This window comes from Lactobacillus sp. YT155, assembly GCF_030504545.1.
GTDB lineage: Bacteria > Bacillota > Bacilli > Lactobacillales > Lactobacillaceae > BQUT01.
Genome location: NZ_JAUKWP010000002.1, coordinates 97690 through 122237, shown reverse-complemented (window position 1 = coordinate 122237; position 24548 = coordinate 97690). Strand labels below are relative to the sequence as shown.

Sequence of the window (24548 nt, the reverse complement as noted above, 5' to 3'; positions counted from 1 at the left end):
GGTGTAATAGGTATGGAAGAGACAAAATTAGTTGTTGTTACAGGAATGAGTGGAGCGGGGAAAACCGTTGCCATGCGTGCGTTGGAAGACATGGGCTATTTCTGTATTGATAACATGCCTCCAGCTTTATTTTCCAAATTTTGGGAACTTGTTCAAGAATCAGGTAAAGTCGACAAAATTGCTTTAGTAGTCGACTTACGTTCGCGTGGATTCTACGAACGAATTGTTTCGATGATTTCTGAATTACGCTCAGAAGAAAACGTTGAAACAAGAATTATGTTCCTTGATGCTTCTGATGAAGAGTTAGTTGCTCGTTATAAAGAAACTCGACGTGCTCATCCACTTGTAACCGACGGTGGACGCTTATTAGATGGTGTCAAAAAAGAACGTCAAATGCTTGAAGAAATAAAACGCAGTGCTGATTTAATTATTGATACTACGGACACCAATACTCGCCAATTAAGAGAAAAAATCATTGATTACTTCAAGGATAATGACAAAGACACCTTGTTTAGAATTGAAGTAATGTCATTTGGCTTCAAGTATGGAATTCCAATCGATGCCGATAATGTTGTGGATGTTAGATTTTTGCCAAATCCTTTCTACATACCAGAATTAAAACCACTATCAGGTCTAGACGAACCAGTTGCTGATTATGTTTTTGATAGTGATGAATCTCAGAATTTCTACAAACAATATTTAGAGTTAATGAAGTCAATTATTCCTGGATATCAAAAAGAAGGGAAGTCGAGTTTGACCATAGCCGTTGGTTGTACAGGTGGACAGCACCGATCAGTTGCTATTGCTGAAAAACTGGGTCATGACCTACGTGCAGAAAATTATAAGGTAGAAATTTCTCATCGGGATCGTGAAAAGTCACAATTTGGAGGAAACTAATGCTCTCTCAAAATAAAACCATTCGAGTTGTTAAAGGCAGACGTCCCAAAGTAGTTGTGATTGGTGGTGGAACGGGTCTTCCAGTTGTCGTTAAAAGCTTAAAAAATAAAAATGCGGATGTAACTGCAATTGTCACTGTGGCTGATGATGGCGGTTCTTCGGGAATTATCCGTGATTATATTAACGTTGTCCCTCCTGGAGATATTCGTAACGTTTTGACTTCTTTATCAGACCTACCCAAAACGGAGTTGGATGTTTTTCAGTATCGATTTGATTCAAAAGACACTTTCTTTGCTGGACATGCGATTGGTAACTTCATTATTGCGGCTCTTTCAGAAATTTATTCCAATATTTTTGATGCTGTACAAGTATTATCGGAAATGATGAAAGTCGACGGTCACGTTTATCCAGCATCGAATCACAGTTTGACTTTGAATGCTGAGTTTACTGATGGAACTAAGCTTGCCGGTGAAAGTGAAATTACTGCTGCTGACAAGAAAGTAAAACGAGTTTGGGTGACAGATAGCGAAAATCCAGATGTGAAGCCAGAAGCGGTTGCTCCAGTTGTTCAAGCAATTCTTGATGCTGATGTCGTTGTGCTGGGACCTGGTAGTTTATTTACCAGTGTCTTACCTAACTTGATGATTGATAATTTGGGCAAGGCAGTTTGCGAAACTAAGGCCGAAGTTGTCTATATTTGCAATATCATGACACAAAAAGGCGAGACCTTAGGTTTTACTGATGCAGAGCATGTCAAAGTATTAGATGAACACTTAGGTGGCAATTTTGTCGATACTGTGTTGGTTAACACAACGCCGGTTCCCGAAGATTATATGGATTATCAAAAATATGATGAGTATTCTATTCAAGTGAAATATGATTTTCAAACCATGCGTGATATGGGAATTCGAGTTATTTCTAATGATTTCTTATCATTACACGATAATGGAGCATTTCATGATGGTGATAAGGTATCTGATGAAATTATGAATCTGGCCTTCCAGTCGGATCAGAGAAAAAATGAGGAGAGATAGTTTTGGCTTCTTATGCAAGTGAAGTGAAAAAAGAGCTAACTATGCTAGAGGTTCATCCTGAGCACGCTCGTGTTGAATTAGCGGCGCTTATCAGAATGAACGGTAGTTTAGCGATTCAAGACCACAAGTTTGTCTTAAGTGTGGTCACTGAGAATCCGGCAATTGCTCGGCGAATATATTCTTTACTCAAACAGAATTATTCCGTTGAATCAGAATTGTTAGTTCGTAAGAAAATGAAATTAAAAAAGAACAACCAATATGTTGTTCGTCTAAAAAAAGATACTGATAAGATTTTGCAGAATTTAGGTATCATCTCTGAGAATTCTTATCAAATTAATACCGATGTTCCTCAAGAAATCATGGAAGAAGAACAACGAATGCGTTCTTACTTGAGAGGAGCTTTTTTGGCAACAGGAAGTGTCAATAATCCTGAAACTTCACGCTATCATTTAGAAATCTATTCACTCTATGAATCTCATGGTGAAGATTTGCTCAAAATGATGAATCACTTCGACTTGAATGCGAGAATTACCAAAAGACGTAATGGTTATATTGTTTATTTGAAAGAAGCTGAAAAAATCGCTGAATTCTTATTAGTCATTGGAGCAAGTAATTCGATGATGAAGTTTGAAGATATTCGAATTGTGCGTGATATGAGAAATTCGGTTAATCGATTAGTTAATTGTGAAAATGCCAATTTGAATAAAACCGTGAATGCTGCTACTAAGCAAATTGAAAATATTAAATATTTAGCTACTACGGTTGGTTTAGATAGTTTGCCTGATAAACTACGAGAGATTGCGCAAGTTCGTCTAGAGAATCCTGAAGTTTCATTGAAGGAGTTGGGAGACTTAGTACCATCTGGTGCAATTTCAAAATCAGGAATTAATCATCGCTTAAGAAAATTAAATCAAATTGCTGAGGAAGCAAAAGGTAAATAAAAAAACGACTGAAATTTTCAGTCGTTTTTTTTTAGAACTATTTCTTATCTTTGTTAACCATTACGTCGTCAATCAAACCATAGGCTTTAGCTTCGTCAGCGGACATATAGTTATCACGGTCAGTGTCTTTTTGAAGTTGTTCAAAAGTTTGACCAGAACTATCAGCCAAGATGTGATTTAATTTCTCACGAGTTTTTAACATTTCTCTAGCAGCAATTTCAATTTCTGTCTGTTGTCCTTGAGCTCCACCTAATGGTTGGTGAATCAAAACAGTAGCATTTGGAAGAGCATATCTCTTACCTTTGGTACCTGATGCTAAGAGAACACTGGCCATTGAGGCAGCCATTCCCATAGCGATTGTTTGAACGTCTGACTTGATGAAATTCATTGTATCAAGAATTGCTAATCCGGCAGTAACTACACCACCTGGAGAATTAATGTATATAGAAATATCTTTGTTGGAATCTTGTGCATCTAGGAAAAGTAATTGAGCAATAATTGTATTTGCCATTTGATCGTTAATTTCCCCTGAAAGCATAATAATTCTGTCTTTTAAAAGACGAGAATAAATATCATAAGCGCGTTCACCGCGTGAATTTTGTTCAATGACTGTTGGAACTAACATATATAGTAGCGCCTCCTATTAAGTTTCTAGCACTCTTTTAAGTACTGTGCTAATTTACCATAGAGCCCGCCAGTGGTCAAATTTTAAGCACTGCTTTGCCTAATTAACAAATTGGTCTTACAAAACTGTAAGGCCAAATTATCGTGATTCAATTGAATTACCAAAAAGTGAAGTGTAATATAATTGTAATATTTAAAAATGATAAGTTTTTCTATGGTGGGATGATTATGAAAGAATTTTATAAGAAACATCAAGCTAGTTGTAGCTTCGTGTTAAGAACGATTTTTTACTTTATCATCATTTTGGCTTTAATTTATCTTTATAGGTACCACAATATCCAAGGTGGAACATTTATTTATAACGAATTCTAAGAAGGTAAAGCACGATGACTGATACAATAACTCAACAATTAATAAGCATTTGTAACAAATATCCTAATAAGATAGCGTTTGATAATGGTGAACAAAGTTGTGATTACCAGACTCTGAATCAAAAAGTCATTAACTTAGCTGCTTTCTTAGATACTAAAGTGAATGACAATTCTCCAATCATTATTTATGGAGATTTTGAACTAGAGATGTTAGTAAGTATGTTAGCTGCAACTCGTTGTGGTCATGCATACATTCCGGTTGAAATTGGCACTCCCAAGGATCGTATTGAAAATATTTTGAAAGTTGCTCAACCTAGCGCAATCATCAATATTGGTGGTGACTGGGAAGTGTCAACTGAACTTCCAGTTATCTCTTTAACTGATATTAAGTCAGCAATTGAAACGAATAATGAGTTTCATGCTCATCCGGTTCAAGGTGATGAGAATCTATATATTATTTTCACATCTGGAACAACTGGGGTTCCGAAAGGGGTACAAATTAGTAATGACAACTTACAGAGTTTTGTGGATTGGTTTACTAACATTGAGCCTATTCAAGCTCAACAGAACTTCTTACTACAGGCGCCATTTTCGTTTGATTTATCAGTGATGTCACTTTATCCTTCGTTGCTAACTGGGGGATGTCTACGACCTTTGAAAAAATCCGTTATCAATAACTTCAAGTCATTATTTGAGACCTTACCGCAATTAGATTTGAATATCTGGGTTTCAACTCCTTCGTTCATGGATATTTGTTTGATGGCACCAGAATTCAATGCTGATAATCTACCATCATTGAATCAATTCTACTTCTGTGGGGAAGAACTCAGTCAAAACACAGCTAAGAAGCTATTTGAAAAATTCCCTGATGCTTCAATTTACAATACCTATGGACCAACCGAAGCCACGGTGGCAATTTCGGTGGTTAAGTTGGTTCCTGAAATGTTATCTGGAGATCATCGTTTGCCAATTGGTTATGTTAAATCCGATACCAAAGTAGAATTCTTTGATGAAGAATCAAATAGTTGGTCGAGTGAACAAGGTGAAATAACAATTTCAGGTCCGTCAGTTTCTAAGGGATATTTGAACAATCCCGAAAAAACCCAACAAGCTTTTATTGAAAAAGATGGCAAGAGAGTTTATCGAACTGGTGACGCTGGTTCAATGAATTCAGACCAGATGTTGCTTTATAATGGGCGCATTGATTTTCAAGTGAAGTGGCATGGCTATCGAATTGAGTTAGAAGATATTGACGCTCACTTGAACCAAGTGTCCTTAGTAAACCAAGCAATTGTGGTTCCTAAGTATCAAAAGAATAGTTTGAAGGTTCAAAACTTAATTGCTTTCGTGGTTGCCGATAAAAATGATTTTGCTTCTGAGTTTGAATTAACTAAGGCAATCAAAAGTGAATTAGCCCAAGGAGTTATGGATTACATGATTCCACAAAGAATAGTATACGTTGATGCTATTCCCCAAACACCTAATGGTAAATTAGATCGTAAGGGCTTGATGAATGAGGTGAATACAGCATGATTCCTACACTGACACCTTATGCAGAACCAATTTATTTTCTATATCTATTCATTGCTTTAGCACCAATTGTGATTCACTTTGTAAGTACTGGTAAACGTTGGAAAGTCTACCCAGCAATTGTAACGTTGATTTTCTTATACATCAGTTTTGGTGGAACACACTTACATCAAGGATTAGCATTAATTGCTTACGTGATTTTTGAGAGTTTATTGACTTGGTTATATCATGTTTATCGTGTTCGTAAGAACTCAAGTTGGATTTTCTATTTAGCGGTTTTGATGGCATTATTACCATTAATTCTGGTAAAAATCACACCATTCATTGACGGGCAAAATTCAATATTTGGATTCTTAGGAATAAGTTATCTAACCTTCAAGTCAGTGCAAGTGATTATGGAAACCCGTGATGGACTGATTAAAGAGTTTAGTCCGTTGGCGTATATTCGTTTCTTGCTATTCTTCCCAACGATTTCATCAGGACCAATTGATCGTTTTCGTCGTTTTGAAAAAGACGAAGAAAATGATCTTGAGCCAAGTGAATATGTTGAGATGTTAGGACAAGCAGTCTGGAAGATTTTCCTAGGATTCTTATACAAGTTCATCTTAGGCTACTTCTTTGGCCAAGTATTATTACCACAAATTGGGTTAATAGCATTGAATAAAGGTGGATTATCTTGGGCCTTAGTTGGTTATATGTATTGTTATTCAATGTACTTGTTCTTCGACTTTGCTGGTTACAGTTTGTTCGCTGTCGGGACAAGTTACTTGTTGGGTTACAAAACACCAGATAACTTTAATAAGCCTTTCTCAGCACCAAACATTAAGGAATTCTGGAATCGTTGGCACATGTCATTGTCATTCTGGTTCCGAGATTTCATCTACATGCGTTTGATGTTTATGTTAATTAAGAAAAAAGTTTTTAAGAGTCGGATAGTTGCTTCAAACGTTGGCTACTTTGCCTTGTTCATAATCATGGGCGTTTGGCATGGCTTAACGTGGTACTATATTGTTTATGGCTTATACCATGCGACACTGATTTGTTTAAACGATGTCTGGCTTCGATTCAAGAAGAAACATCGTCAAAGTATACCTAGTAATTGGGGAACTAAGGGATTAGCAACCTTTATTACTTTTAACGCAGTATGTTTTAGTTTCCTAATTTTCTCAGGATTTTTAAATCAACTATTTTTTTAAAGGAGTTTGAATAATGGAAGACACAATTTTAGATATTTTAACTGATATTACTGGTACTGATGAGGTTAGAAATAACCCCGACATTAATCTATTTGATGAAGGTTTGCTAGATTCATTAGCAACCGTTCAACTTTTAGTTGAAATCGATGGTCAATTAGGTGTTCAAGTGCCTGTTTCTGAAACAGTTCGTGAAGAGTGGGATACTCCCAACAAAATCATTCAACAAGTAAAGGCTATGATGTAAAATGCAAAAAAGACTATGGCAAATTTTTGGACCGTTAATAATTGCTGTTTTATTAGTCGCAATTATTTTCGTAACTCCATTTCAATTTCATTTCGGTAACTTAGATAAGGATGCATCAGCAATGTCCTCCGATATTATTCGTGGGGATGCTATTAAGAATGCTGCCATGAAAAAGAAGAAATTTGTGCCATTTTTTGGATCATCCGAACTAAATCGGTTTGATGCTTTTCATCCGTCAGTTCTAGCCCAGAAGTACGATCGTAGTTATCGTCCTTTCTTGTTAGGGGCGCCAGGGACGCAATCAATTTCTCAAGCTATGATGGTCACTTCAATGCAGTCAGCAATTAAGAATAAAAAAGCTGTCTTCATTATTTCACCACAGTGGTTTGTCAAAAAAGGAATTAAGCCCGATTATTTCAATGCTTACTTCTCTGAGTTACAAACACTAGATTGGGTTTTGTCATTGAAGAAAATTTCAAAGACTGATAAATACCTTGCCAATCGATTGTTGAGTTTTAAAGCTGTGCAAAGTAACTCGAATTTAGTCGAAGCTTTGAATCGAGTTGCTCATAAACAACAACTGACTAAGAAACAAAGACAAACTTTGAGTTTTAGACATCAAGAATTGCAGCGAGAAGATCAAATTTTTAGTGGTTTAGGTTCGATTACTCAACAACCAAAAATTGATGCGGCAAAGAAAGACTTGCCTGATAAATACGATATGTATGAGATGTCTCAGTTGGCTGAGGACTTGGGTGAGGCTAACACTAACAATAATGAATTTAAAATCGACAATAAGTTTTTTGATAAGAAGTTAAGAAAACGTCTACCGAAGTTCCGTAATTTCCAACATGGTTTAGATTATCGATATTCACCGGAATATGCCGATTTTCAGGTGGTATTAAATCAATTTGCTAAAGAAAAAGTTGATGTCTTATTCATCATTCCACCAGTCAATCAACGTTGGCAAGCATATACTGGTTTACCACCACGAATGCTTCGTGATTTTGACAAGCGAATTACTTATCAATTGAGAAGCCAAGGGTTTAATAATATCGCCGACTTTTCTGATCAAGGTTCAACTGATTATTTCATGGCCGATACGATTCATTTAGGTTGGTATGGATGGCTTCAAGCCGATCAATATATCAATAAGTTCTTGAGTTCCAAGGAACGAAATGAACCCACCTATACAATCAATGACGAATTCCTAACCAATGCCTGGACCCATGGTACGGGTAAATGGAGTGGGTTACCACAATAAAAAAACACATCGCTATGGATGTGTTTTTTATTTTTTTATCGCTTGATAAATATTTGTTTCAATGACAGATAAATCATGATCAGTTGCTTGTTCATTTTCTGGTTGCAAGAGTTTGTAATTTTGTATGAAAAGAAAGGCTATCTGACCGGCAACCAATCTCATAATATCAAATATCTGCAAGTCTTCTCTAACTTCATTTGTACTGAAGAAAAACTTTTTAAAAATAGTTTGTAGGTCATTGGCGCGACTCATAAATAAAGTGACAATCTTATTTTTAATTTCTTCATTAGTCATTAACTCTGAAATCAAAATCAAGGCTGCTTCTTTATTGCTGACAAGGAAGTCATATCTATTTCTAACGATGAAATGAATTCTTTTTTCAATCGAGTCCTCGGCAGAATTTAATTGAGTGGTGAAATCTTCAATATAGTTGGGAATGATATTCTCAATCACTGGAGCTAAAATATATTTCAATAATTCATCTTTATTGGCAAAATATTTAAAAATAGTTGCTTCACTCATTCCCGATTTTTGAGCGATTTGTTTAGTTGAAGTTCCGTTAAAACCTTGTGTTGAGAAAAGATCTAAACTTGCTTCAACAACTTTCTTTTTTCCGTTAGGAATTGGTTCATTTTGCAGCCAATCACGATAATCTTCAAAAATTTGTTTTCCAGCCATAGTTACCTCTATACTTTACGATATCTTTTTAAACCAACAATGTTCAAGTAAGTTAAGACTACTAAGAATCCTAGTAATACTAACAAATCAACAGCAATCGCCGAGAAGTTTACGCCACTCAAGACGATTCCTGAAAGGGCATCACCAGCGTATTTCAATGGAAGAATGTAAGAAATGTATTGAATCCAATCAGCCATCGTATCTAAAGGAATGATTCCTGAGAAGAAGACTTGAGGAATGATAATTAATGGAATGAACTGCATCATTTGGAATTCTGATTTGGCAAAAGTGGACATGAGAATTCCAAAGGCTAGGGCGACCATTGCCAGAAGTACGTTAACTAAGATCATTAATAAAATACTTCCGGTTACTTGAACATCTAACGCCCAAACAGTGTACAACACGATAATTAAGGTCTGGATAACTGCTAGAAGACCGTAGCTAATCATGTAACCATAAACGATGTCAGAACGTTTTACAGGAGTTGATAACAAACGATCCAGCGTTCCGGTTGTTCTTTCTTTTAATAATGCCATTCCCGAGATTAGAAAGACAAAGAAGAAAACGAAAAATCCCATCAAGATAGGTAACATTTTATCAAAGAAATTGGTATCACTGTCACCATATAAATACTTGTTATGAATTTTAGGAGCTTTTTGTGCTTGATTCTTATTGTCGCTAGGGCGATTCATTTGAGCTTGAGCAGCTGGTGGTAGACTAGCTTGTATTTTAGTGAGGGTATCTTTTAATTGGGTAACGGTATCTTTTAAATTGTTAATATTTGTCGTTACCATAGCCGATTGTAGGGCCATTTTTGTGGCTGATGTTTTGCTGGCATCGGTGTTGGCGTATGTAACGTAATAGTTGTTATCTTTGAAGTTGATAATAGCATCGACCTTGCGGTCTTTGATTGCTTTATCAGCTTTTTTCTTTGTATCGTATTTTTTGACTGATACATGCTTAGTGTCATCTAGTTGTTGGGCAATTTTGGAATCGACAGAAACTGTAGCAACATTCAAGTTGACTGTAGAATTTGCTGTGAAGACGATTTTCATCAAAGTTAAAACCAAAATTGGGGCAACAAACATTAAAGCAAGTGTTCGTTTATCTCGAAGTAATTCGATTAAAACTCGTTTAGCAATAGCAACAATTCTCATTGGTTTTCCTCCTCAGCTTTCAAAAAGACATCTTCAATCGTATTAACCTTATAAGTGGTCTTCAAATTATTTGGCTCGTCAAAGGCAATGATTTTTCCATTTAATAAAAGAGCTACATCATCAACTAGTTCAGCTTCATCCATTACGTGAGTTGTAATGAGAATGGATTTTCCTTGGTCACGCAAATTCTTTAGTTCTTTCCAAATTTGTCTTCGCAAAGCTGGATCAATTCCAACGGTTGGCTCGTCTAAGATTAATAATTCACTTTGACCTAAAAGTGCGATTGCTAGTGATAGTCGACGTTGCATACCGCCAGAATAATCCGCAACCCGCTTGTCTAAGTCTTCAAAAAGGCCGACAACTTTTGCCTCATGATCAATTTCTTCTTTTGTTTGACTAGCACTAAGGCCTTTCATATCAGCATAGAACTTGAGATTTTCTCTAGCTGAAAGAGAATCATATAAGGCATCGGTTTGAGCCATGTAACCAATTCGTGAAAGTAATTGCCGATTAGGCATCGTTTGGTCGAAGACAGTAGCTTGACCACCATCAGCAACTTCCATTCCCAAAAGAGTTTTGATAATAGTGGTTTTACCAGCACCAGAAGGACCAATTAAACCGACAATGGAACCTGTATTGACTACAAGGTCGATATCATCTAGAACTGTGTCGTTACCGAATTTTTTAACGACATGACTAAGTTTGATAACACTATTTTCTGTCATTGTTATTCTCCGTTATAATTTTTGGTAAGTGAGTATTTACTCACTTATTGGAATCAGTGTAATTCCAAGTTGAAAATTTGTCAACAAAAAGTGAGAAAGGCGAACCATTTAAATTGCTTTTTTAATTATTAATTACTAACATAGACACCACTATAACTATGTTAAGAGGTGCTTACTTTGAGAGAATTTCATTATGAATTGATCGATGTATTTACCAAAGAACCATTTGGTGGCAATCAATTGGCGGTCTTTGAAGATGCAGCAGGATTGACGGATGTAGAAATGCAAAAAATCACTCGAGAACTAAATTTGTCAGAAGCAGTCTTTGTCACTAAAATAACTGACCAGCGAGCAACGATTCGCATTTTCACACCAAGTCGTGAAGTTCCGATAGCTGGTCACCCAACAATTGGGACCGGCTATATTTTTGCTTTCAGTTCAGAAACTATCGACACTCAAGCAACCATTCATAGTCGAATGTTTGGCCCAACAATGGGTATTTCTGAAGATCCAGCCACAGGTGCTGCTAGCGGTCCCTTGGGTGCGTATTTAACTCGTTATAAATTAGTTGCTCCGCAGAGTTCTGGTGAATATCAGATCCTAAGTGAACAAGGGATGGAAATTAACCGACCAAGTCAAATAACTATTAATGTAAAATACAACGACGAGAAAATAAGTTTCGTTAGTATTGCAGGCCCATCGGCAGATGTGGGAAGAGGAGTAATTTTACTGGATTGAAAAAAACACGAATATTTTCGTGTTTTTTTATTTAGCTATTATTTTAATTCCTTCGATACTTCAATTAGTTGGAGTATTTGTTTACTCAAGTTATTAGCGGTTTTAGTGTCTAATTCAGAAAGCAAAGAAATTAAATTTTCAGTATAAAAGCCTTTTTCAAAATCTGAAGTATCAAGCGATAGGAGTTCTAGAGGACTCACTTCTAAGGCGTTAGAAATTTGAAATAGACTTTTTACACTGACGTTTTGGTCACTTAGTCGTTCAATTTTTGAAATATAGTTAATGGAAAGATTACTCAACTCGGCTAGAGATTCTTGAGTAATCTTTTTTTGCTTGCGGATTTTTTGAATATTTTTACCTATATTTAGTTGATTATTTTCCATAGAATACCTCATCGTACTTTTATTTATGACAATATAGGTTTTTTAAGTAATAAATAACTGAATATAATAACTATTTACTTATTACTATAGTAATGATAAAATAACTTTAATCTAAAAATGGAGGAACTAAGGATATGAAAAAAAGAGCGCGAGTTTCGGCTTTTGGCGTATTAGTTTTGCTGTCTTCAACTGTCGCAATGTCAGTTGAACCAGCAATGGCTATTTCAGACGAAAAAGCACCTCAAACAAACGCCCAAAAGATTCAAAACCCCCTAGCAACAAAATTAAATAGAGGAGTAAAAGCTGCAAATTCTGTAATTGTTGGTGTAAATGCTCCGGCAACGTTTCAGACGTATGTTGATCCAACGACAGGTGTTGGACCTACTGAAATTAATATTGCCTTGGCAGTTTCAATTAAAGACAATATTTCTGACAAGACTGTGATTGAAGTACCTTATGGATTTTATCCTAATTCAAGTGATCCGGTCTTTAAGAACTTCTCAACAACTGACCCAATCTTTAGCTTGGTACAACCCGACGCACCAGATGCTAAATCAATTGTGTCATCATATGAAAATGATACAGCTAACAAAAAACTTATCATTCATTTGAAAGAATCAACCCCTACTGTTGAAACCCTAAACTTAAGATTTAAATTCAATACTCAATACAGTGCCAAAATTCCTGCAAACCAAATTATTTGGAATAATTTGCAAGCCACTGTAAAAGACACAAGTGACAATAGTGTCATTAGTGAGTCAGCTGCCAAGACAATCAAATCAAGTGCCGTTGATGGAATGAGTACAGAATTAAATTATGCTTTACCAAGTAGTTCAAAGTATATTGATGGACAGATCCAAATGGGTGTAGTTTATTTTAACAATAAAAATTTATGGTCTTTACTGGATACATCAAAAGATAATCGCTTGTTTATTGAAGTCCCAACTGGAACTTCATTTACAGGGGACAATAACTACTATAGTAAGAATGGAGTTACGTCAGCTGAAGACACCAATGTTCCTGTTGGATATACCAGATATTATCGTACTCTTACCGATGATAAATCTACTTTCAAAAATTGGAATTATGCTAATAGTAAAGATAACAACTATACAATGTTTAATCTAACTTTTACGATGCCAAGTACAATTAAAAATGGTGATAATTTCCATATTAAATCTGGAATGATTTATACAAAAGTAAATGGTGAAGAAAAAGTGGCTTATAGATCAAGGGACTTCACTAAAGAAGAACGTTCTGACTTTGATGTAGATCCTGGACTTGATAATCATGGAACTGGGGATGGAAATACCTACTCCGTTGTAGATACTAATGATACTGCAAGTTTTAGTACATTGGTTCGCGCTTTTGGAGCCTACAACTATCAAAATAGAACTACTTTTAAAAATGTTGGGAAAAAAGATGTTAAAAATAGTGACTTTGTTGTTTATCAAAAGAGTACAGGCTCAGAAAAACTTAATTACAATAAATTTACAGTTTACGGTCTTACTGAATCCGATGAAGTAACGCCAACTTATTGGAAAGTTAAATTTGAAATTAAGAATGCTCTAACAGGCGTTACTCGTACAGTTGAGAATGCTCCTCAAACGGGTACTTTTGATGCAAGTTTGCCTAGCTTAACTGCAAATGAGTATATTGATAAGGTTCATACAATTCCAATGGGAACTGATGGGAAAACTGAAGGAAATCTGTCCTCATTAAATGGTTTATATGTATCTTACAGGGCCAAGAATTGGAGTGGCAATAAGTGGCCAGATGGAACAACTATTGATAAAGATAGAAGTTACAAGCTTCCAATGGGTGCTACTAAGTATTATGATGACGAGACTGATTCAAGCAAAGTAATACCTACCGTCATTGAACAGCCTGAGTACACCACTTATTATGCTCCTAACCACGCAACTCGAGCACGTGCGCAATTCGTCAGTGGAAATGCAACTGACAAAAAACCTGGTGAAATAGTTGATTATCAGATTCAAGGATACAATACGAGCGGTGCTATTGGTGATTGGACTAATCCAGAAGTAGTAGTAGCAGTTCCTAAAGTTCTTGAGCTCCAAGATCCTTCTGCATATAAAGACTTTGTAGATGAGAAAAATGGCCATACTTATCCTGGGTCCGTTAAAGTCACACAAATTTCTGCAGATGCTGATTATAATTATTACAAGTTTAATGCAAGTAGTATTGGATATAAGAATGCCTTGTCTCGTTCATTTACTATTCCAGTTAAATTTAAAGTTAAGGCTGGAGCTCCAGTAGGAACATATCCAATTAAAGCAGTAACTTCTAGTCATAATATTCCATCATTTGTTCAGTTACTTGAAGAAACGAATAATTTAGACGATTCTTTAGCTCAAAAAATGGGATATGACAATTCTAAGATTAATTCATATTATGGTCGTACGGTTGGTAATACACCTGTGAGCATTGTATATGCAAGTAAGTTGAATGGATCCAGTGCGGGTCGTAAAAACAGTAGTGAAGCCTGGTCAAATCTAACCAACTTTGCAGTTGACAAAGGCGGTTCGCCACAAATGAAGGCTACCATCACTAATGAAGGTAATACTAGCTTCAAGAGTGCTCGTTTATATAATATTCTTCCTTCAACAAGTGATGGCCGTGGATCAACTGGTCAAGTTGCTTTTGATGGATTAGACAGTGCTCCTGCAGGTGCAAAAGTTTACTACACTACTAAGGCAGTTTCATCATTACCTGATTACGATACTGATTTGCAAGGATGGACAGCTGCTCAACTTGCTTCTTATGGCTTTACAACAACTAAGCCAGCTGATATGTCTAAAGTAACAGCAGTTTTCATTGATTTTGGAAGCAAGGTCGTTGGACCAAATGAAACTCTTGATACAATTTTGAATTTCTTAATTCCAAATGCTGATAATCAAAAAGCAATTAATCAATTCCAATACTCAGCTAAAGAAGCGGGATCGGGAACAACTTTGAATGCTAAGAGTGAGTCAATTACATTTAGTACCGAAGTTGCTCAAGTAAACTATGAAGAGAATCTTCCAAGTTTCCTACCTGCTGGAACTGAACATGCAGCTAATATTCCGGCAGCTCAAAGTGATTTATTAGATATTTTTGGTAACGGACAAATCAAGCTATCTGATGAAATTCCAACATTACCTGGATATACATTCAAAGGTTGGCAAGATAAAGCTAATACTTCTAAGACCTATCAACCAGGTGAAACTATTCTCTTTGTAGGTAGTGCAAATTCAAAAGTTAACTTACAAGCTGTATGGGAAGCTAAAAGTGTCAATGTTACTTATGATGATAACAATACCGTCACATCTAATAAGACTGTTAAGAGTTACAAGTTTGGTGAAACAGTGAACTTAGCTGCTATAACTAAACCAACAAAAACTGGTTATGAGTTCTTAGGTTGGAGTACTTCAGACTTTGCTACTACTCCTAACTTCAGCGACGGGTCAAAAATTGACTTTATTACTGATAAGACAGTGTATGCTGTTTGGAAGAATCATCCTTATAAAATCACTTTTGATGCTAACGGTGGAACCGGAACCATGGCTGATCAAGCTATGACATATGACGTTCTATATGATTTAAACGAGAATAAATTTACACGTTCCGGCTATATCTTCCAAGGTTGGGCAACAACACCTACTGGAAGTGTAAAATATAAAGACAAAGAAGAAGTGATTAATTTAACATCAGTCAAAGATGGTCAATTCAAGCTTTACGCAGTTTGGAAAGCTGACTTAACAGAAATCAAAGCAAAAGATTCAACAATTTATGTTGGTGACAAATGGGATCCAAAAGATAACTTTGTTTCTGCTAAAGATCAAGATGGTAACAATGTCACAGTTGATAAAGTTACCTTGCCAGCTAACAATGCTGTTGATACAACTAAAGCCGGCAGTTATAGTGTCACATATTCATATGGTGGTAAATCAACAACAGTTACTGTAAAAGTTCTACCTGATTTAAGAACTATCGAAGGCAGTGACTTCACAATGTATGTTGGCGACACAATACCAACAGCAAGTGATTTCAAAGCCAAAGCAACTGATATTGATGGTAAGACAATTACTGTAACACCAGGTTTCACAGTAGTGAACTTTGACAAAGCTGGTACTTACGACGTAACTCTTAAGGCTAGCGATGGACAAACTAAGACAGTTAAATTAACAGTTTTAGAAAACAAACAAACAATCTCTGCTAAAGACTATACAATGTACAATACTGATGCAGCCCCAACTGTAGACAGTTTCCAACCTAGCGCAACTGATAAGACTGGTAAAGCAATCTCTGTAACTGCAGACTTTACTGGAATTGACTTTAAGAAACCAGGTACTTACAATGTTGTCCTTAAAGCAAGTGATGGTCAATCTAAGACAGTTAAATTGACTATCAAAGAAGATAAGACAGGTATTAAAGGTAGTGACTTCTCAATGTATGTTGGCGATGCTAAACCTACAGTAGCTAGTTTCGGTGGAAGTGCTACTGACAGAGATGGTAAAGCCTTAACAGTTTCAGCCGACTTATCAGCTGCTGACCTTGGAACACCAGGTGTCTACAATGTAGTTCTTAAGGCAACTGATGGACAGACTAAGACTGTTAAACTAACTGTGAAAGCTATCAATTATGAAATTGCCTTTGATGCCAATGGTGGAGAAGGAACAATGGCTAACTTACCAGTTATTGATAACGGTAAAGTTAATCTAACAACTAATACCTTTACTAAGGAAAACTACACATTTGCTGGTTGGAGCACAACTGCCGACGGCAAAGTTGAATATCAAGATGGTCAAGAAGTTTCTGAATTGACTAAGAAGAATAATGATACTGTTACTCTTTACGCAGTATGGGAAAAGACACCAGCCGCTGATGTAACAATTCAACACGTAGATGAAAAAGGTAATAAGATTGCTGATGATATTGTATTAAGTGGTTTCATGGGCGAAACCTTTGTAACTCCAGAACCAATGGCAATTAAGGGATATACCTTTAAACAGGGTCTAATTAAGACAGTTCTAACAGGTATATTCACTTCAAAACCACAGACAATTAGTTTTAACTACGTTAAAAATCCAGACCCAGCAGTTAAAGATCCAACTAAGCCTGGAACTAAGACAACGGTAACAACTAAGACTGTGAAAAAAGGTAAAAAAGCATTACCACAAACTGGTGATGAAAGAATTCTAGGGAATATGTTTAGTATTCTTGGGGTCGGACTACTTTCAATATTTGGATTATCAAAATTGAATCGTAGAAAAGAAGACTAAGTAACAATATAAAACGTCGTAATTTTACGGCGTTTTTATATTATAAGATCAAAGAACACTTGGAGATTATTTTTATGAAGACAAGAGATACTATAATCTATCCAGTAATTATCGCTAAGATTCTTGATGACGAAGTTTATTACGTGGTAACTTCTCCCAATATTGAAAATATGATTACTCGAGGAGAAACTTTCTCAGATGCAGCCTATAAAGCTGAGGATGCAATAGCTAGGATTCTGAATGAGGAGAGTGCTTATCCAGAGGTTCAAGATCCAACAACTTGGGAAATTAAAGATAATGAAAAGATAGTTTATATAAATGTTAATATGACCAAATGGCGTACGCGAAATATAAAAACCATTCGGACAACAATAACCATGCCTGAATATTTGAGTGTCCTTGCTAGAGAAAAAAATATTAATGTTTCTAGAGTTGCCACTGAAGCGCTTAAGAAAAAACTTGAGATATAAAAAAAACCATTCACCTGATTGTGAATGGTTTTTTGAATGGATATTTAGATCATGAGTTAATAAACGTTCGAACGTTGTATTATAATGGTAAATAGATAAAGTTATTAGTAAAAGTTGCTGCACTATTTTGGCTTGTCTTTTATTAAGTGAGTATATTTTTAAATGTAATGCGAAAACTATTAAGTAGGGAGAAAGTAAATGATGTCTAATGTGGAGAGAAAAAAAGATTTGCTAAACAGATTAGATAGAATTCTAGAATGGATTAAGTCTTGTGATGATAAAAGTGCAATACTATTATCTGGTTCTGGATTATTGCTTACAATTATTACATTTGGTATTTCGAAAAAACAATTTATAGAACTGTATGCTTCTATAAGTTCTATAAATGAAGTTTATAGTTACATATTGGGAATAATTCTTCTGATAGTTTTATTATCTTTTTTAGGGGGAATTGTTTGCTTTGTTGTGGAGCTCAATCCACGATTGGAGAGAAGAAATGGACAAAAAAAGGCTAAAAAATCTTTGTACTATTTCAATTCCATTTCAAATTATGAATTCAGTGAATTTAGTAAGATGGTGAAGAAGTCAACAGTTAAAAACGATATTGATGATGTCCTTATACAAATATATGAAAACTCAAAGATTTGCACATTAAAATATCGACTGACTAAATGGGGTACAGCACTATTTATATGCAGTTTTGTGTCTGTGGTAGTACTTATGGGAATTTTATATTTTACTAAAATTTAAGGAGAAAACGATGATGTATGATTATAAAGCCGGGCTTGATAGACTAAAGGAAATTTTGGACAACACCAATCACGTACAAGAAGTAAAGAAGTTACCCGTGGATGACGAATTCACATATGATAATGGATATAAATCATGGACAGGTGCAATATTCGTAGATTTAAGAAACTCTACAGAAATATTTAGTGAGCAAGATGATGTAGATGTTGCAAAAATGATACGTGGCTTTACGTCGGAAATTATTGATATTATTAAGAATGATACTAGTAAAAAATCACTTAAAGAAATTGGAATTAGAGGCGACTGCGTATATGGAATTTACTCTTGTCCGTTAAAAGAGGATCTATATGACATATATTTTCGTGCGGCCTACATAAATACTTATATGAGAATGCTAAATAAATGTCTGGAGGAGAGAGATTTGCCACCTGTTAAAGCAGGAATTGGTTTGGGATGTAGTAAAACATTAGCTGTAAAGGCTGGAAGAAAAGGTACTGGAATTAATAATTTAGTTTGGATAGGGAATGGAGTCGCTGATGCTGCAAATTTGGCGAATATTGCAAATAAAAACGGAGTAGAAGAAATTGCAGTAAGTAGTTTGTTCTATTCAAATATTAAAGATATCGGTGTTAAAGATAATTCTGAATTCAAGAATTGGTGGAATTATAATGCGACAAATGATTTTTATCATGGAAATGTATTTGTGACTACCTTTGATAATTTTATTAAAAATTTGTAGAGAGTTATTAAAATAAATATTGTTAAGGTCAAAGCTAAAGTGGCGATGAACCTGGAAACTAGCATAACGTTTTAAACTTTTAATGAATGTGGAGATGATTTATGAATTATTATCAATTGGCTTTTTATATAGTTGTTGTAATTTTGATATTGTCGATAATTGAATGGACAAGTAATAAATTTGTTTTTAAATATTATTTAAGAGCGATAAAAAACCGAAAATCAAAATTGATAAAAATAGTGTCAAATATATTTTTTTCGATTTTATTTGTGGGAGTATTTGCAGTATTTCAATCTTGCAGTTTTTTTTCAAAAATTCCAAGTATAAAAGAACTTTATAGTTTGGTTTTTGGGCTTTTATCATCATATACAATTGTTTTCGTTTTAGCTCAAATATTTATGAAAACAAGTAGTAATAGAGAGGGAAGCGAAACTTATTTTGGATATCCATTAAGTGTTGAACCACCACGAATAACTGTGCTTAATACTTTTTCAAAAACAAGTTTTTTTAGAGGCAATCTTATTGTTACTGTTTTTGGGCCACTAATTTATATATATTTTAAGACAGGTTTTCTTTTAAATTTGTGGCTTTCTTCTTTCTTTATTGTTTTATCATACACAGTTTTAAACATAATATGGGGATATGATGAGATAAGAGAAGACAGTAAGGAACGTAGAATTATTATAGAAAGAACAAATCAAATTGCTATATGGATTGCAATCAAACATCAATATTTGAACTACTTACATAGATACTTATACTTTGATAATAATGATTATTTTAAATATTTATCTGCAAAGATTGATTCTCTGAACAAAAGTGAGAAAAAAGAGTTTTTAGAAAAATTAAATATTGGTATTTTTTCTATGCTTGATGATTGGATAATACCTGGTTATTATAAACTGAGTTTCTATAAAAAAATTTTTTATAGAATAAAAAATCATTTTTTTAAAAATTATCTCCATCGATTTTATCTTTTCTTAATAAATTTTTGGGATAATTTATATAAACAAGGAGATTTATCAAGTGAAAATTTATATATAACCTATAAGGAGTCATTAATTATCATTGCAGAACTATCAAAAAAGGATTCTTTTTTAGAAGAACTGAAAGAAAAAGGATTTTCAGATAGATCTTCACATGGGATAATTAACGAAAGTATATTATTACCTAGTGTTATTTTTGATAAAAAAATAGATGATTATAGTTTTTGGAGAGATGTAAATTGGACAATTCAACCAAAATTTCAAGAAATATTTACTTCAATGAGTGTGGATAATGAAAAAATTGAATTTGAAAGAAATAACATTTTTTTAAGATTTGATGGTAATATAAATAACGATACTAAAAGATTTTTAGCTAATCTAGTTGAAAAAGAATTAAAACAAATTGATAATGAAAAGAATCCAGACTTTTTGCTTGCTTCTTTATTTAATATTTATCCAAAATTTACAGTTCCTTATGCCGAATATTTTAATATGACCTGCACGAGTGACGATAGCCTAAGAGAATATATTGACACAAAAATACAAAGTTTTATCACAAATATTCATATTGAATATAGAAATGCAGCCACTAATGAGAAAATAGAAGAGGATGTAGAGATTAAAAATTATGATGTATATAACGAGCGTTCAATAATAGAAAAGTCTCAAGTTAAAGAACTAAATGGCTACATCTATAAAGAATCTAAATCTAGAGGAATCAAATTTGGAACTAATCACAAGAAAAATTCTGAAAGCAATTATATTTTCTTTTATGAGAAACTAGATAAGAACTCCAAGCATTATTAAAATAGACAATAAAAACACCTCTGGAATTAATTGGGGGTGTCTTTTTTATGCGTCACGCGGGAGTCGAACCCGCATTTCAAGAACCGGAATCTTGCGTGCGATCCATTACACTAGCGACGCAGAAAAAACTATCTTTATTATATACAAGTTCGCTTGAAAAATAAGACAAAATTTAAAATAAAGTTAGTTGCATTTAAAAATGGGTATTGTTATAATTTGTTTGTTCATGAGAGAGATAAAAGTTTCCACCATGAATATTTATTTTTAACTTGATGGGTCGCAAAACGTCATACGTGGACGAAAGTTGTCCCAGAGGTAGAAAAATGAAAGAAAGTCTTGAATGGATTGAGGCAATAGCGCCTGACTTTTTTAAGACATTATCACGAAGATACAAAATTCTTCAACAGATTCTCTGGATGGAGCCTGTAGGAAGAAGGATGCTAGCTTCGGAATTAGATATGAGTGAGAGAACTTTGCGAACCGAGACGGATGTCTTGAAGAGCTCAGGAGTTATCACTAGTTCTAAATCCGGGATGATGTTAACTAAAAAAGGACAAGAGCTATTAAATACCTTAGAATTTCTAGTTACGAATGTACTGGAAGTTTCTGAGGATGAGAGCAAATTGACAAAATTACTTAGAATTCAAAGGGTTATTATTGTGCCCGGTGATTATGACCAACAAGCTCGTGTTATTGATGCTCTGGGAAGAGCTTTGAACGAGTCGCTTGACTCGACACTTCCTAATGGTGGCGTTACAATTTCAGTTACAGGTGGAATTACTATGAACAAAGTAGCTGATGAGTTAACACCTGTCATTTCCAAGAAGCGAGACTTAACTTTTGTGCCAGCACGTGGTGGTGTAGGTGACTCTGTTGAGATTCAAGCCAACACCATTTGTGCCAAGATGGCAAAGAATACCAATGGAAAGCACAAAACGTTATATGTTCCTGAGGATGTCAGTGAACGGAGCTTTGAAACATTGCTTTCCGAACCATCTGTCAGTTCAGTCATTCGAATGATTGAAAAAAGTGATGTTGTTTTACATAGTGTTGGTAAAGCAAGTATCATGGCTAAAAGAAGAAATTTACCGGCCGAAGTTCAACAGCTTTTACTTAGAAAAAATGCTGTAGCTGAAGCCTTCGGAGATTTCTTCGATAGTGATGGCAATGTGGTTTATAAGATACCTAGAATTGGATTACATATTCGGGATCTTTTGAAGATTAAGTATGTGTTTGCAATTGCTGGTGGTGCTACTAAGGCCAAGGCAATTCAGGCATATATGAAAAACGCTCCCGCTCAGACGATTTTAATCACTGACGAGGGAGCCTCAAATGCGATTTTAAGGGATAACCCTTAAATAATTTTTATTTCCTTAAGGAGGAAGTTTCTATGACTACAAAAGTAGGTATTAATGGTTTTGGACGTATTGGTCGTTTGGCTCTACGTCGTATATATGATGTTGCAAGTGGTGATTTGGAAGTTGTTGCTATCAATGACTTAACATCACCAGATATGTTGGCTCATTTACTAAAATATGATACAGCTCATGGTCAATTCAATCATGAAGTTTCAGCTACAGACAACGCTTTAGTTATTGATGGAAAAACAATTCCTGTATATGCTGAGGCAGACGCAAGCGTTATTCCTTGGGTTAATAATGATGGTGTTCAATTAGTTCTTGAAAGTACTGGTTTCTACACATCACCAGAAAAAGCACAAGCACATATCAAAGCTGGTGCTAAAAAAGTTCTTGTCTCAGCTCCTGCTGGCGACATGAAAACAGTTGTTTATGGTGTTAATGATGACATCATCACAGCTGATGACCAAATCATCTCAGCTGGTTCATGTACAACAAACTGTCTTGCACCATTAGCACAAGCTATGGAAAATGAATTCGGTATCCAAGTTGGTACAATGACAACAGTTCATGCTTACACAGCTACACAAAAACTACAAGATGGTCCAGATCGTGGTGGAAACAAACGCGCTGCACGTGCTGCTGCTTCAAACACAATTCCTCATTCAACTGGTGCTGCTAAAGCTATCAGTAAAGTTATCCCTTCTCTTGAAGGAAAACTTGACGGACATGCACAACGTGTTCCAGTTATCACAGGTTCACTTACAGAATTAGACACAATCCTTAACAAAAAAGTTACTGCTGATGAAGTAAATGCTGCTGTTAAGAAATATACAGAAAACAATGCTTCATTTGGTTACAACGCTGACGAAATCGTTTCATCAGATATCATTGGTACAGAATTCGGTTCAGTTTTCGACCCAACTCAAACACAAGTTGTTACAGCTGGTGACGCACAAATCGTTAAGACTGTTGCTTGGTACGACAACGAATCAGGTTTCACAGCTCAAATGATCCGTACATTGCAAAAATTTGCAAGCATGATGTAATCTCTGATTACTAAATGATTGTTTAAGAATTTAAGCATATACGTTTTAAACTAAGAAGGCGGAGGGAGATTTCTCCTTCTGCCTTTTTTGATTTTACTCGGAGGCAAAAATGGCAAAATTAATCGTTTCAGATGTAGACGTAAAAGACAAAAAAGTACTTATGCGTGTTGACTTTAATGTTCCTATTAAAGGCGGCGTGATTGGTAACGATAACCGTATCGTTGCTGCTATTCCAACTATTAAATACGTATCAGAAAATGGTGGAAAAGTTATCTTACTATCTCACTTAGGCCGTATTAAGAGTGATGATGACAAGAAAGAATTAACACTTGCACCAGTTGCTAAGAAACTTTCTGAATTGATGGGCAAAGAAGTTGTCTTTGTTCCTGAAAATGAAGGAAAAGAATTAGAATCAGCTATCGATGCAATGAAAGATGGCGACATCTTATTGATGGAAAACACTCGTTTCCAAGATATCGATAATGATTTCGGTAAACGTGAAAGCAAGAACGATCCTAAGCTTGGTGAATACTGGGCATCATTAGGTGACGTATTCGTAAACGATGCTTTCGGTACAGCTCACCGTGCTCATGCTTCAAACGTTGGTATCTCAACAGCAATGAAAGCTGCTAACAAGCCAGTTGCTGCTGGATACTTAATGGAAAAAGAAATTAAGTTCTTGGGTGATGCAGTTGACAATCCTGTACATCCATTCGTAACAATTCTTGGTGGAGCAAAAGTTTCTGACAAGATTGGTGTTATCGAAAACTTAATTCCAAAATCAGACCATATTATTATCGGTGGGGGAATGGCATACACATTCCTTGCTGCTCAAGGTCACAAGATTGGTAAATCACTATTTGAAGAAGACAAGCTTGATTTAGCTAAAGAACTTCTACAAAAAGCTGGTGACAAAATTGTCCTACCAGTTGATCACGTGATTGCTAAAGAATTCTCAAATGATGCTGACTTCGAAGTTTCAGGAATTGATATTCCTGATGACTACATGGGTCTAGATATTGGTCCTAAATCAATTGAATTATTTGTAAGTAAACTAAATGATGCAAAAACAGTAGTTTGGAATGGACCTATGGGTGCCTTTGAAATGAGTAACTTTGCTAAAGGAACTCTTGAAATTGGTAAGACTCTTGGTAAATTACAAGGTGCTACAACTATTATTGGTGGTGGTGATTCAGCCGCAGCTGCTCAAGATCTTGGCGTTGCAGACCAAATCACACATATTTCTACCGGTGGTGGAGCATCACTAGAATATCTTGAAGGTAAAGTATTACCTGGTATTGATTCAATTTCTGATAAATAAA

Annotated in this window: 22 protein-coding genes and 1 tRNA gene; 17 read left to right on the top strand and 6 right to left on the bottom strand. The window is 35.1% G+C overall.

Annotated features, from left to right (window positions below; genetic code table 11):
- Window positions 1–12: 12 nt before the first annotated feature.
- From rapZ to whiA, 3 genes are read left to right on the top strand one after another with little or no spacing between them, the layout of a single operon-like run.
- Window positions 13–897: an RNase adapter RapZ gene (gene rapZ / locus Q2T76_RS03455; RefSeq protein ID WP_302084124.1), complete on the top strand. Its 885-nt coding sequence runs from the start codon at window positions 13–15 to the stop codon at window positions 895–897.
- Window positions 897–1931 (top strand): uridine diphosphate-N-acetylglucosamine-binding protein YvcK, encoded by a 1035-nt coding sequence (gene yvcK, locus Q2T76_RS03450; RefSeq protein ID WP_302084123.1) that lies wholly within the window; start codon window positions 897–899, stop codon window positions 1929–1931. The genes rapZ and yvcK overlap by 1 nt, the downstream gene beginning before the upstream one ends.
- A 2-nt stretch (window positions 1932–1933) precedes the next feature.
- On the top strand, window positions 1934–2872 hold the full coding sequence (gene whiA / locus Q2T76_RS03445) for a DNA-binding protein WhiA (protein ID WP_302084122.1): 939 nt from the start codon (window positions 1934–1936) through the stop codon (window positions 2870–2872).
- A gap of 37 nt (window positions 2873–2909) precedes the next feature.
- Here whiA and clpP read toward each other — a convergent pair whose 3' ends face one another.
- Window positions 2910–3497 carry an ATP-dependent Clp endopeptidase proteolytic subunit ClpP gene (gene clpP, locus Q2T76_RS03440; RefSeq protein ID WP_302084121.1) on the bottom strand — a complete coding sequence of 196 codons (588 nt, stop codon included), beginning with the start codon at window positions 3495–3497 and terminating at the stop codon, window positions 2910–2912.
- A gap of 227 nt (window positions 3498–3724) precedes the next feature.
- Between clpP and Q2T76_RS03435 the strand changes: the two genes are divergently transcribed.
- The 5 genes from Q2T76_RS03435 to dltD are packed head-to-tail and all read left to right on the top strand — an operon-like array spanning window position 3725 to window position 8101.
- Window positions 3725–3868 (top strand): teichoic acid D-Ala incorporation-associated protein DltX, encoded by a 144-nt coding sequence (locus Q2T76_RS03435; protein WP_302084120.1) that lies wholly within the window; start codon window positions 3725–3727, stop codon window positions 3866–3868.
- A gap of 14 nt (window positions 3869–3882) precedes the next feature.
- Window positions 3883–5400: a D-alanine--poly(phosphoribitol) ligase subunit DltA gene (gene dltA / locus Q2T76_RS03430; RefSeq protein WP_302084119.1), complete on the top strand. Its 1518-nt coding sequence runs from the start codon at window positions 3883–3885 to the stop codon at window positions 5398–5400.
- Window positions 5397–6593, top strand: coding sequence for a D-alanyl-lipoteichoic acid biosynthesis protein DltB (gene dltB, locus Q2T76_RS03425; protein ID WP_302084118.1), 1197 nt, complete (start codon window positions 5397–5399; stop codon window positions 6591–6593). The genes dltA and dltB overlap by 4 nt, the downstream gene beginning before the upstream one ends.
- A 13-nt stretch (window positions 6594–6606) precedes the next feature.
- Complete coding sequence (dltC, locus tag Q2T76_RS03420) at window positions 6607–6837, top strand: D-alanine--poly(phosphoribitol) ligase subunit DltC (RefSeq protein WP_302084117.1); 231 nt, start codon at window positions 6607–6609, stop codon at window positions 6835–6837.
- A 1-nt stretch (window position 6838) separates the two neighbouring features.
- Entirely contained in the window at window positions 6839–8101 is a 1263-nt protein-coding gene (dltD, locus tag Q2T76_RS03415) for a D-alanyl-lipoteichoic acid biosynthesis protein DltD (protein WP_302084116.1), read from the top strand.
- 27 nt (window positions 8102–8128) lie between these two features.
- Here dltD and Q2T76_RS03410 read toward each other — a convergent pair whose 3' ends face one another.
- From Q2T76_RS03410 to Q2T76_RS03400, 3 genes are read right to left on the bottom strand one after another with little or no spacing between them, the layout of a single operon-like run.
- Window positions 8129–8779: a TetR/AcrR family transcriptional regulator gene (locus Q2T76_RS03410; RefSeq protein WP_302084115.1), complete on the bottom strand. Its 651-nt coding sequence runs from the start codon at window positions 8777–8779 to the stop codon at window positions 8129–8131.
- A gap of 8 nt (window positions 8780–8787) precedes the next feature.
- Window positions 8788–9936 (bottom strand): ABC transporter permease, encoded by a 1149-nt coding sequence (locus tag Q2T76_RS03405; protein WP_302084114.1) that lies wholly within the window; start codon window positions 9934–9936, stop codon window positions 8788–8790.
- Window positions 9933–10661 carry an ABC transporter ATP-binding protein gene (locus tag Q2T76_RS03400; RefSeq protein WP_302084113.1) on the bottom strand — a complete coding sequence of 243 codons (729 nt, stop codon included), beginning with the start codon at window positions 10659–10661 and terminating at the stop codon, window positions 9933–9935. Before Q2T76_RS03400 ends, Q2T76_RS03405 begins: the two co-directional genes overlap by 4 nt.
- A 177-nt stretch (window positions 10662–10838) precedes the next feature.
- Here Q2T76_RS03400 and Q2T76_RS03395 point away from each other — a divergent pair, with 177 nt between their 5' ends.
- Window positions 10839–11399, top strand: coding sequence for a PhzF family phenazine biosynthesis protein (locus tag Q2T76_RS03395; protein WP_302084112.1), 561 nt, complete (start codon window positions 10839–10841; stop codon window positions 11397–11399).
- Between the two features lie 38 nt (window positions 11400–11437).
- On the opposite strand, the gene Q2T76_RS03390 is transcribed toward Q2T76_RS03395, so the two are convergent.
- Window positions 11438–11782, bottom strand: a complete 345-nt coding sequence (locus Q2T76_RS03390; protein WP_302084111.1) for a helix-turn-helix domain-containing protein — start codon at window positions 11780–11782, stop codon at window positions 11438–11440.
- Window positions 11783–11916: 134 nt separating this feature from the next.
- Between Q2T76_RS03390 and Q2T76_RS03385 the strand changes: the two genes are divergently transcribed.
- From Q2T76_RS03385 to Q2T76_RS03365, 5 genes are all read left to right on the top strand, one after another.
- On the top strand, window positions 11917–17067 hold the full coding sequence (locus Q2T76_RS03385) for an InlB B-repeat-containing protein (RefSeq protein ID WP_302084110.1): 5151 nt from the start codon (window positions 11917–11919) through the stop codon (window positions 17065–17067).
- 74 nt (window positions 17068–17141) lie between these two features.
- The gene (locus tag Q2T76_RS03380) at window positions 17142–17537 is read left to right on the top strand and encodes a type II toxin-antitoxin system HicB family antitoxin (RefSeq protein WP_302084109.1); all 396 of its coding nucleotides are present in this window, start codon (window positions 17142–17144) and stop codon (window positions 17535–17537) included.
- A 198-nt stretch (window positions 17538–17735) separates the two neighbouring features.
- Window positions 17736–18287, top strand: a complete 552-nt coding sequence (locus Q2T76_RS03375) for a Pycsar system effector family protein (protein ID WP_302084108.1) — start codon at window positions 17736–17738, stop codon at window positions 18285–18287.
- A gap of 10 nt (window positions 18288–18297) precedes the next feature.
- A complete protein-coding gene (locus Q2T76_RS03370) occupies window positions 18298–19026 on the top strand; it encodes a hypothetical protein (protein ID WP_302084107.1) in 729 nt (242 codons plus the stop codon).
- Window positions 19027–19127: 101 nt separating this feature from the next.
- Window positions 19128–20819, top strand: a complete 1692-nt coding sequence (locus Q2T76_RS03365) for a hypothetical protein (protein ID WP_302084106.1) — start codon at window positions 19128–19130, stop codon at window positions 20817–20819.
- 48 nt (window positions 20820–20867) lie between these two features.
- On the opposite strand, the gene Q2T76_RS03360 is transcribed toward Q2T76_RS03365, so the two are convergent.
- A tRNA-Arg gene (locus Q2T76_RS03360) sits at window positions 20868–20939 on the bottom strand.
- Window positions 20940–21142: 203 nt separating this feature from the next.
- Between Q2T76_RS03360 and Q2T76_RS03355 the strand changes: the two genes are divergently transcribed.
- The 3 genes from Q2T76_RS03355 to pgk all read left to right on the top strand — a co-directional run bounded on the left by Q2T76_RS03355 (window position 21143) and on the right by pgk (window position 24547).
- A complete protein-coding gene (locus tag Q2T76_RS03355; protein ID WP_302084105.1) occupies window positions 21143–22177 on the top strand; it encodes a sugar-binding transcriptional regulator in 1035 nt (344 codons plus the stop codon).
- Between the two features lie 32 nt (window positions 22178–22209).
- Window positions 22210–23226, top strand: a complete 1017-nt coding sequence (gene gap / locus Q2T76_RS03350; protein WP_302084104.1) for a type I glyceraldehyde-3-phosphate dehydrogenase — start codon at window positions 22210–22212, stop codon at window positions 23224–23226.
- A 109-nt stretch (window positions 23227–23335) separates the two neighbouring features.
- A complete protein-coding gene (gene pgk, locus Q2T76_RS03345) occupies window positions 23336–24547 on the top strand; it encodes a phosphoglycerate kinase (RefSeq protein WP_302084103.1) in 1212 nt (403 codons plus the stop codon).
- The last annotated feature ends 1 nt before the right edge of the window (window position 24548 follow it).

Bases quoted from the DNA above. Each gene is read 5' to 3' on its own strand.
- rapZ (WP_302084124.1), top strand. From the start codon at position 13: ATGGAAGAGACAAAATTAGTTGTTGTTACAGGAATGAGTGGAGCGGGG.
- yvcK (WP_302084123.1), top strand. From the start codon at position 897: ATGCTCTCTCAAAATAAAACCATTCGAGTTGTTAAAGGCAGACGTCCC.
- clpP (WP_302084121.1), bottom strand. From the start codon at position 3,497: ATGTTAGTTCCAACAGTCATTGAACAAAATTCACGCGGTGAACGCGCT.
- Q2T76_RS03435 (WP_302084120.1), top strand. From the start codon at position 3,725: ATGAAAGAATTTTATAAGAAACATCAAGCTAGTTGTAGCTTCGTGTTA.
- dltA (WP_302084119.1), top strand. From the start codon at position 3,883: ATGACTGATACAATAACTCAACAATTAATAAGCATTTGTAACAAATAT.
- dltB (WP_302084118.1), top strand. From the start codon at position 5,397: ATGATTCCTACACTGACACCTTATGCAGAACCAATTTATTTTCTATAT.
- dltC (WP_302084117.1), top strand. From the start codon at position 6,607: ATGGAAGACACAATTTTAGATATTTTAACTGATATTACTGGTACTGAT.
- dltD (WP_302084116.1), top strand. From the start codon at position 6,839: ATGCAAAAAAGACTATGGCAAATTTTTGGACCGTTAATAATTGCTGTT.
- Q2T76_RS03410 (WP_302084115.1), bottom strand. From the start codon at position 8,779: ATGGCTGGAAAACAAATTTTTGAAGATTATCGTGATTGGCTGCAAAAT.
- Q2T76_RS03405 (WP_302084114.1), bottom strand. From the start codon at position 9,936: ATGAGAATTGTTGCTATTGCTAAACGAGTTTTAATCGAATTACTTCGA.
- Q2T76_RS03400 (WP_302084113.1), bottom strand. From the start codon at position 10,661: ATGACAGAAAATAGTGTTATCAAACTTAGTCATGTCGTTAAAAAATTC.
- Q2T76_RS03390 (WP_302084111.1), bottom strand. From the start codon at position 11,782: ATGGAAAATAATCAACTAAATATAGGTAAAAATATTCAAAAAATCCGC.
- Q2T76_RS03385 (WP_302084110.1), top strand. From the start codon at position 11,917: ATGAAAAAAAGAGCGCGAGTTTCGGCTTTTGGCGTATTAGTTTTGCTG.
- Q2T76_RS03380 (WP_302084109.1), top strand. From the start codon at position 17,142: ATGAAGACAAGAGATACTATAATCTATCCAGTAATTATCGCTAAGATT.
- Q2T76_RS03375 (WP_302084108.1), top strand. From the start codon at position 17,736: ATGATGTCTAATGTGGAGAGAAAAAAAGATTTGCTAAACAGATTAGAT.
- Q2T76_RS03370 (WP_302084107.1), top strand. From the start codon at position 18,298: ATGATGTATGATTATAAAGCCGGGCTTGATAGACTAAAGGAAATTTTG.
- Q2T76_RS03365 (WP_302084106.1), top strand. From the start codon at position 19,128: ATGAATTATTATCAATTGGCTTTTTATATAGTTGTTGTAATTTTGATA.
- Q2T76_RS03355 (WP_302084105.1), top strand. From the start codon at position 21,143: ATGAAAGAAAGTCTTGAATGGATTGAGGCAATAGCGCCTGACTTTTTT.
- gap (WP_302084104.1), top strand. From the start codon at position 22,210: ATGACTACAAAAGTAGGTATTAATGGTTTTGGACGTATTGGTCGTTTG.
- pgk (WP_302084103.1), top strand. From the start codon at position 23,336: ATGGCAAAATTAATCGTTTCAGATGTAGACGTAAAAGACAAAAAAGTA.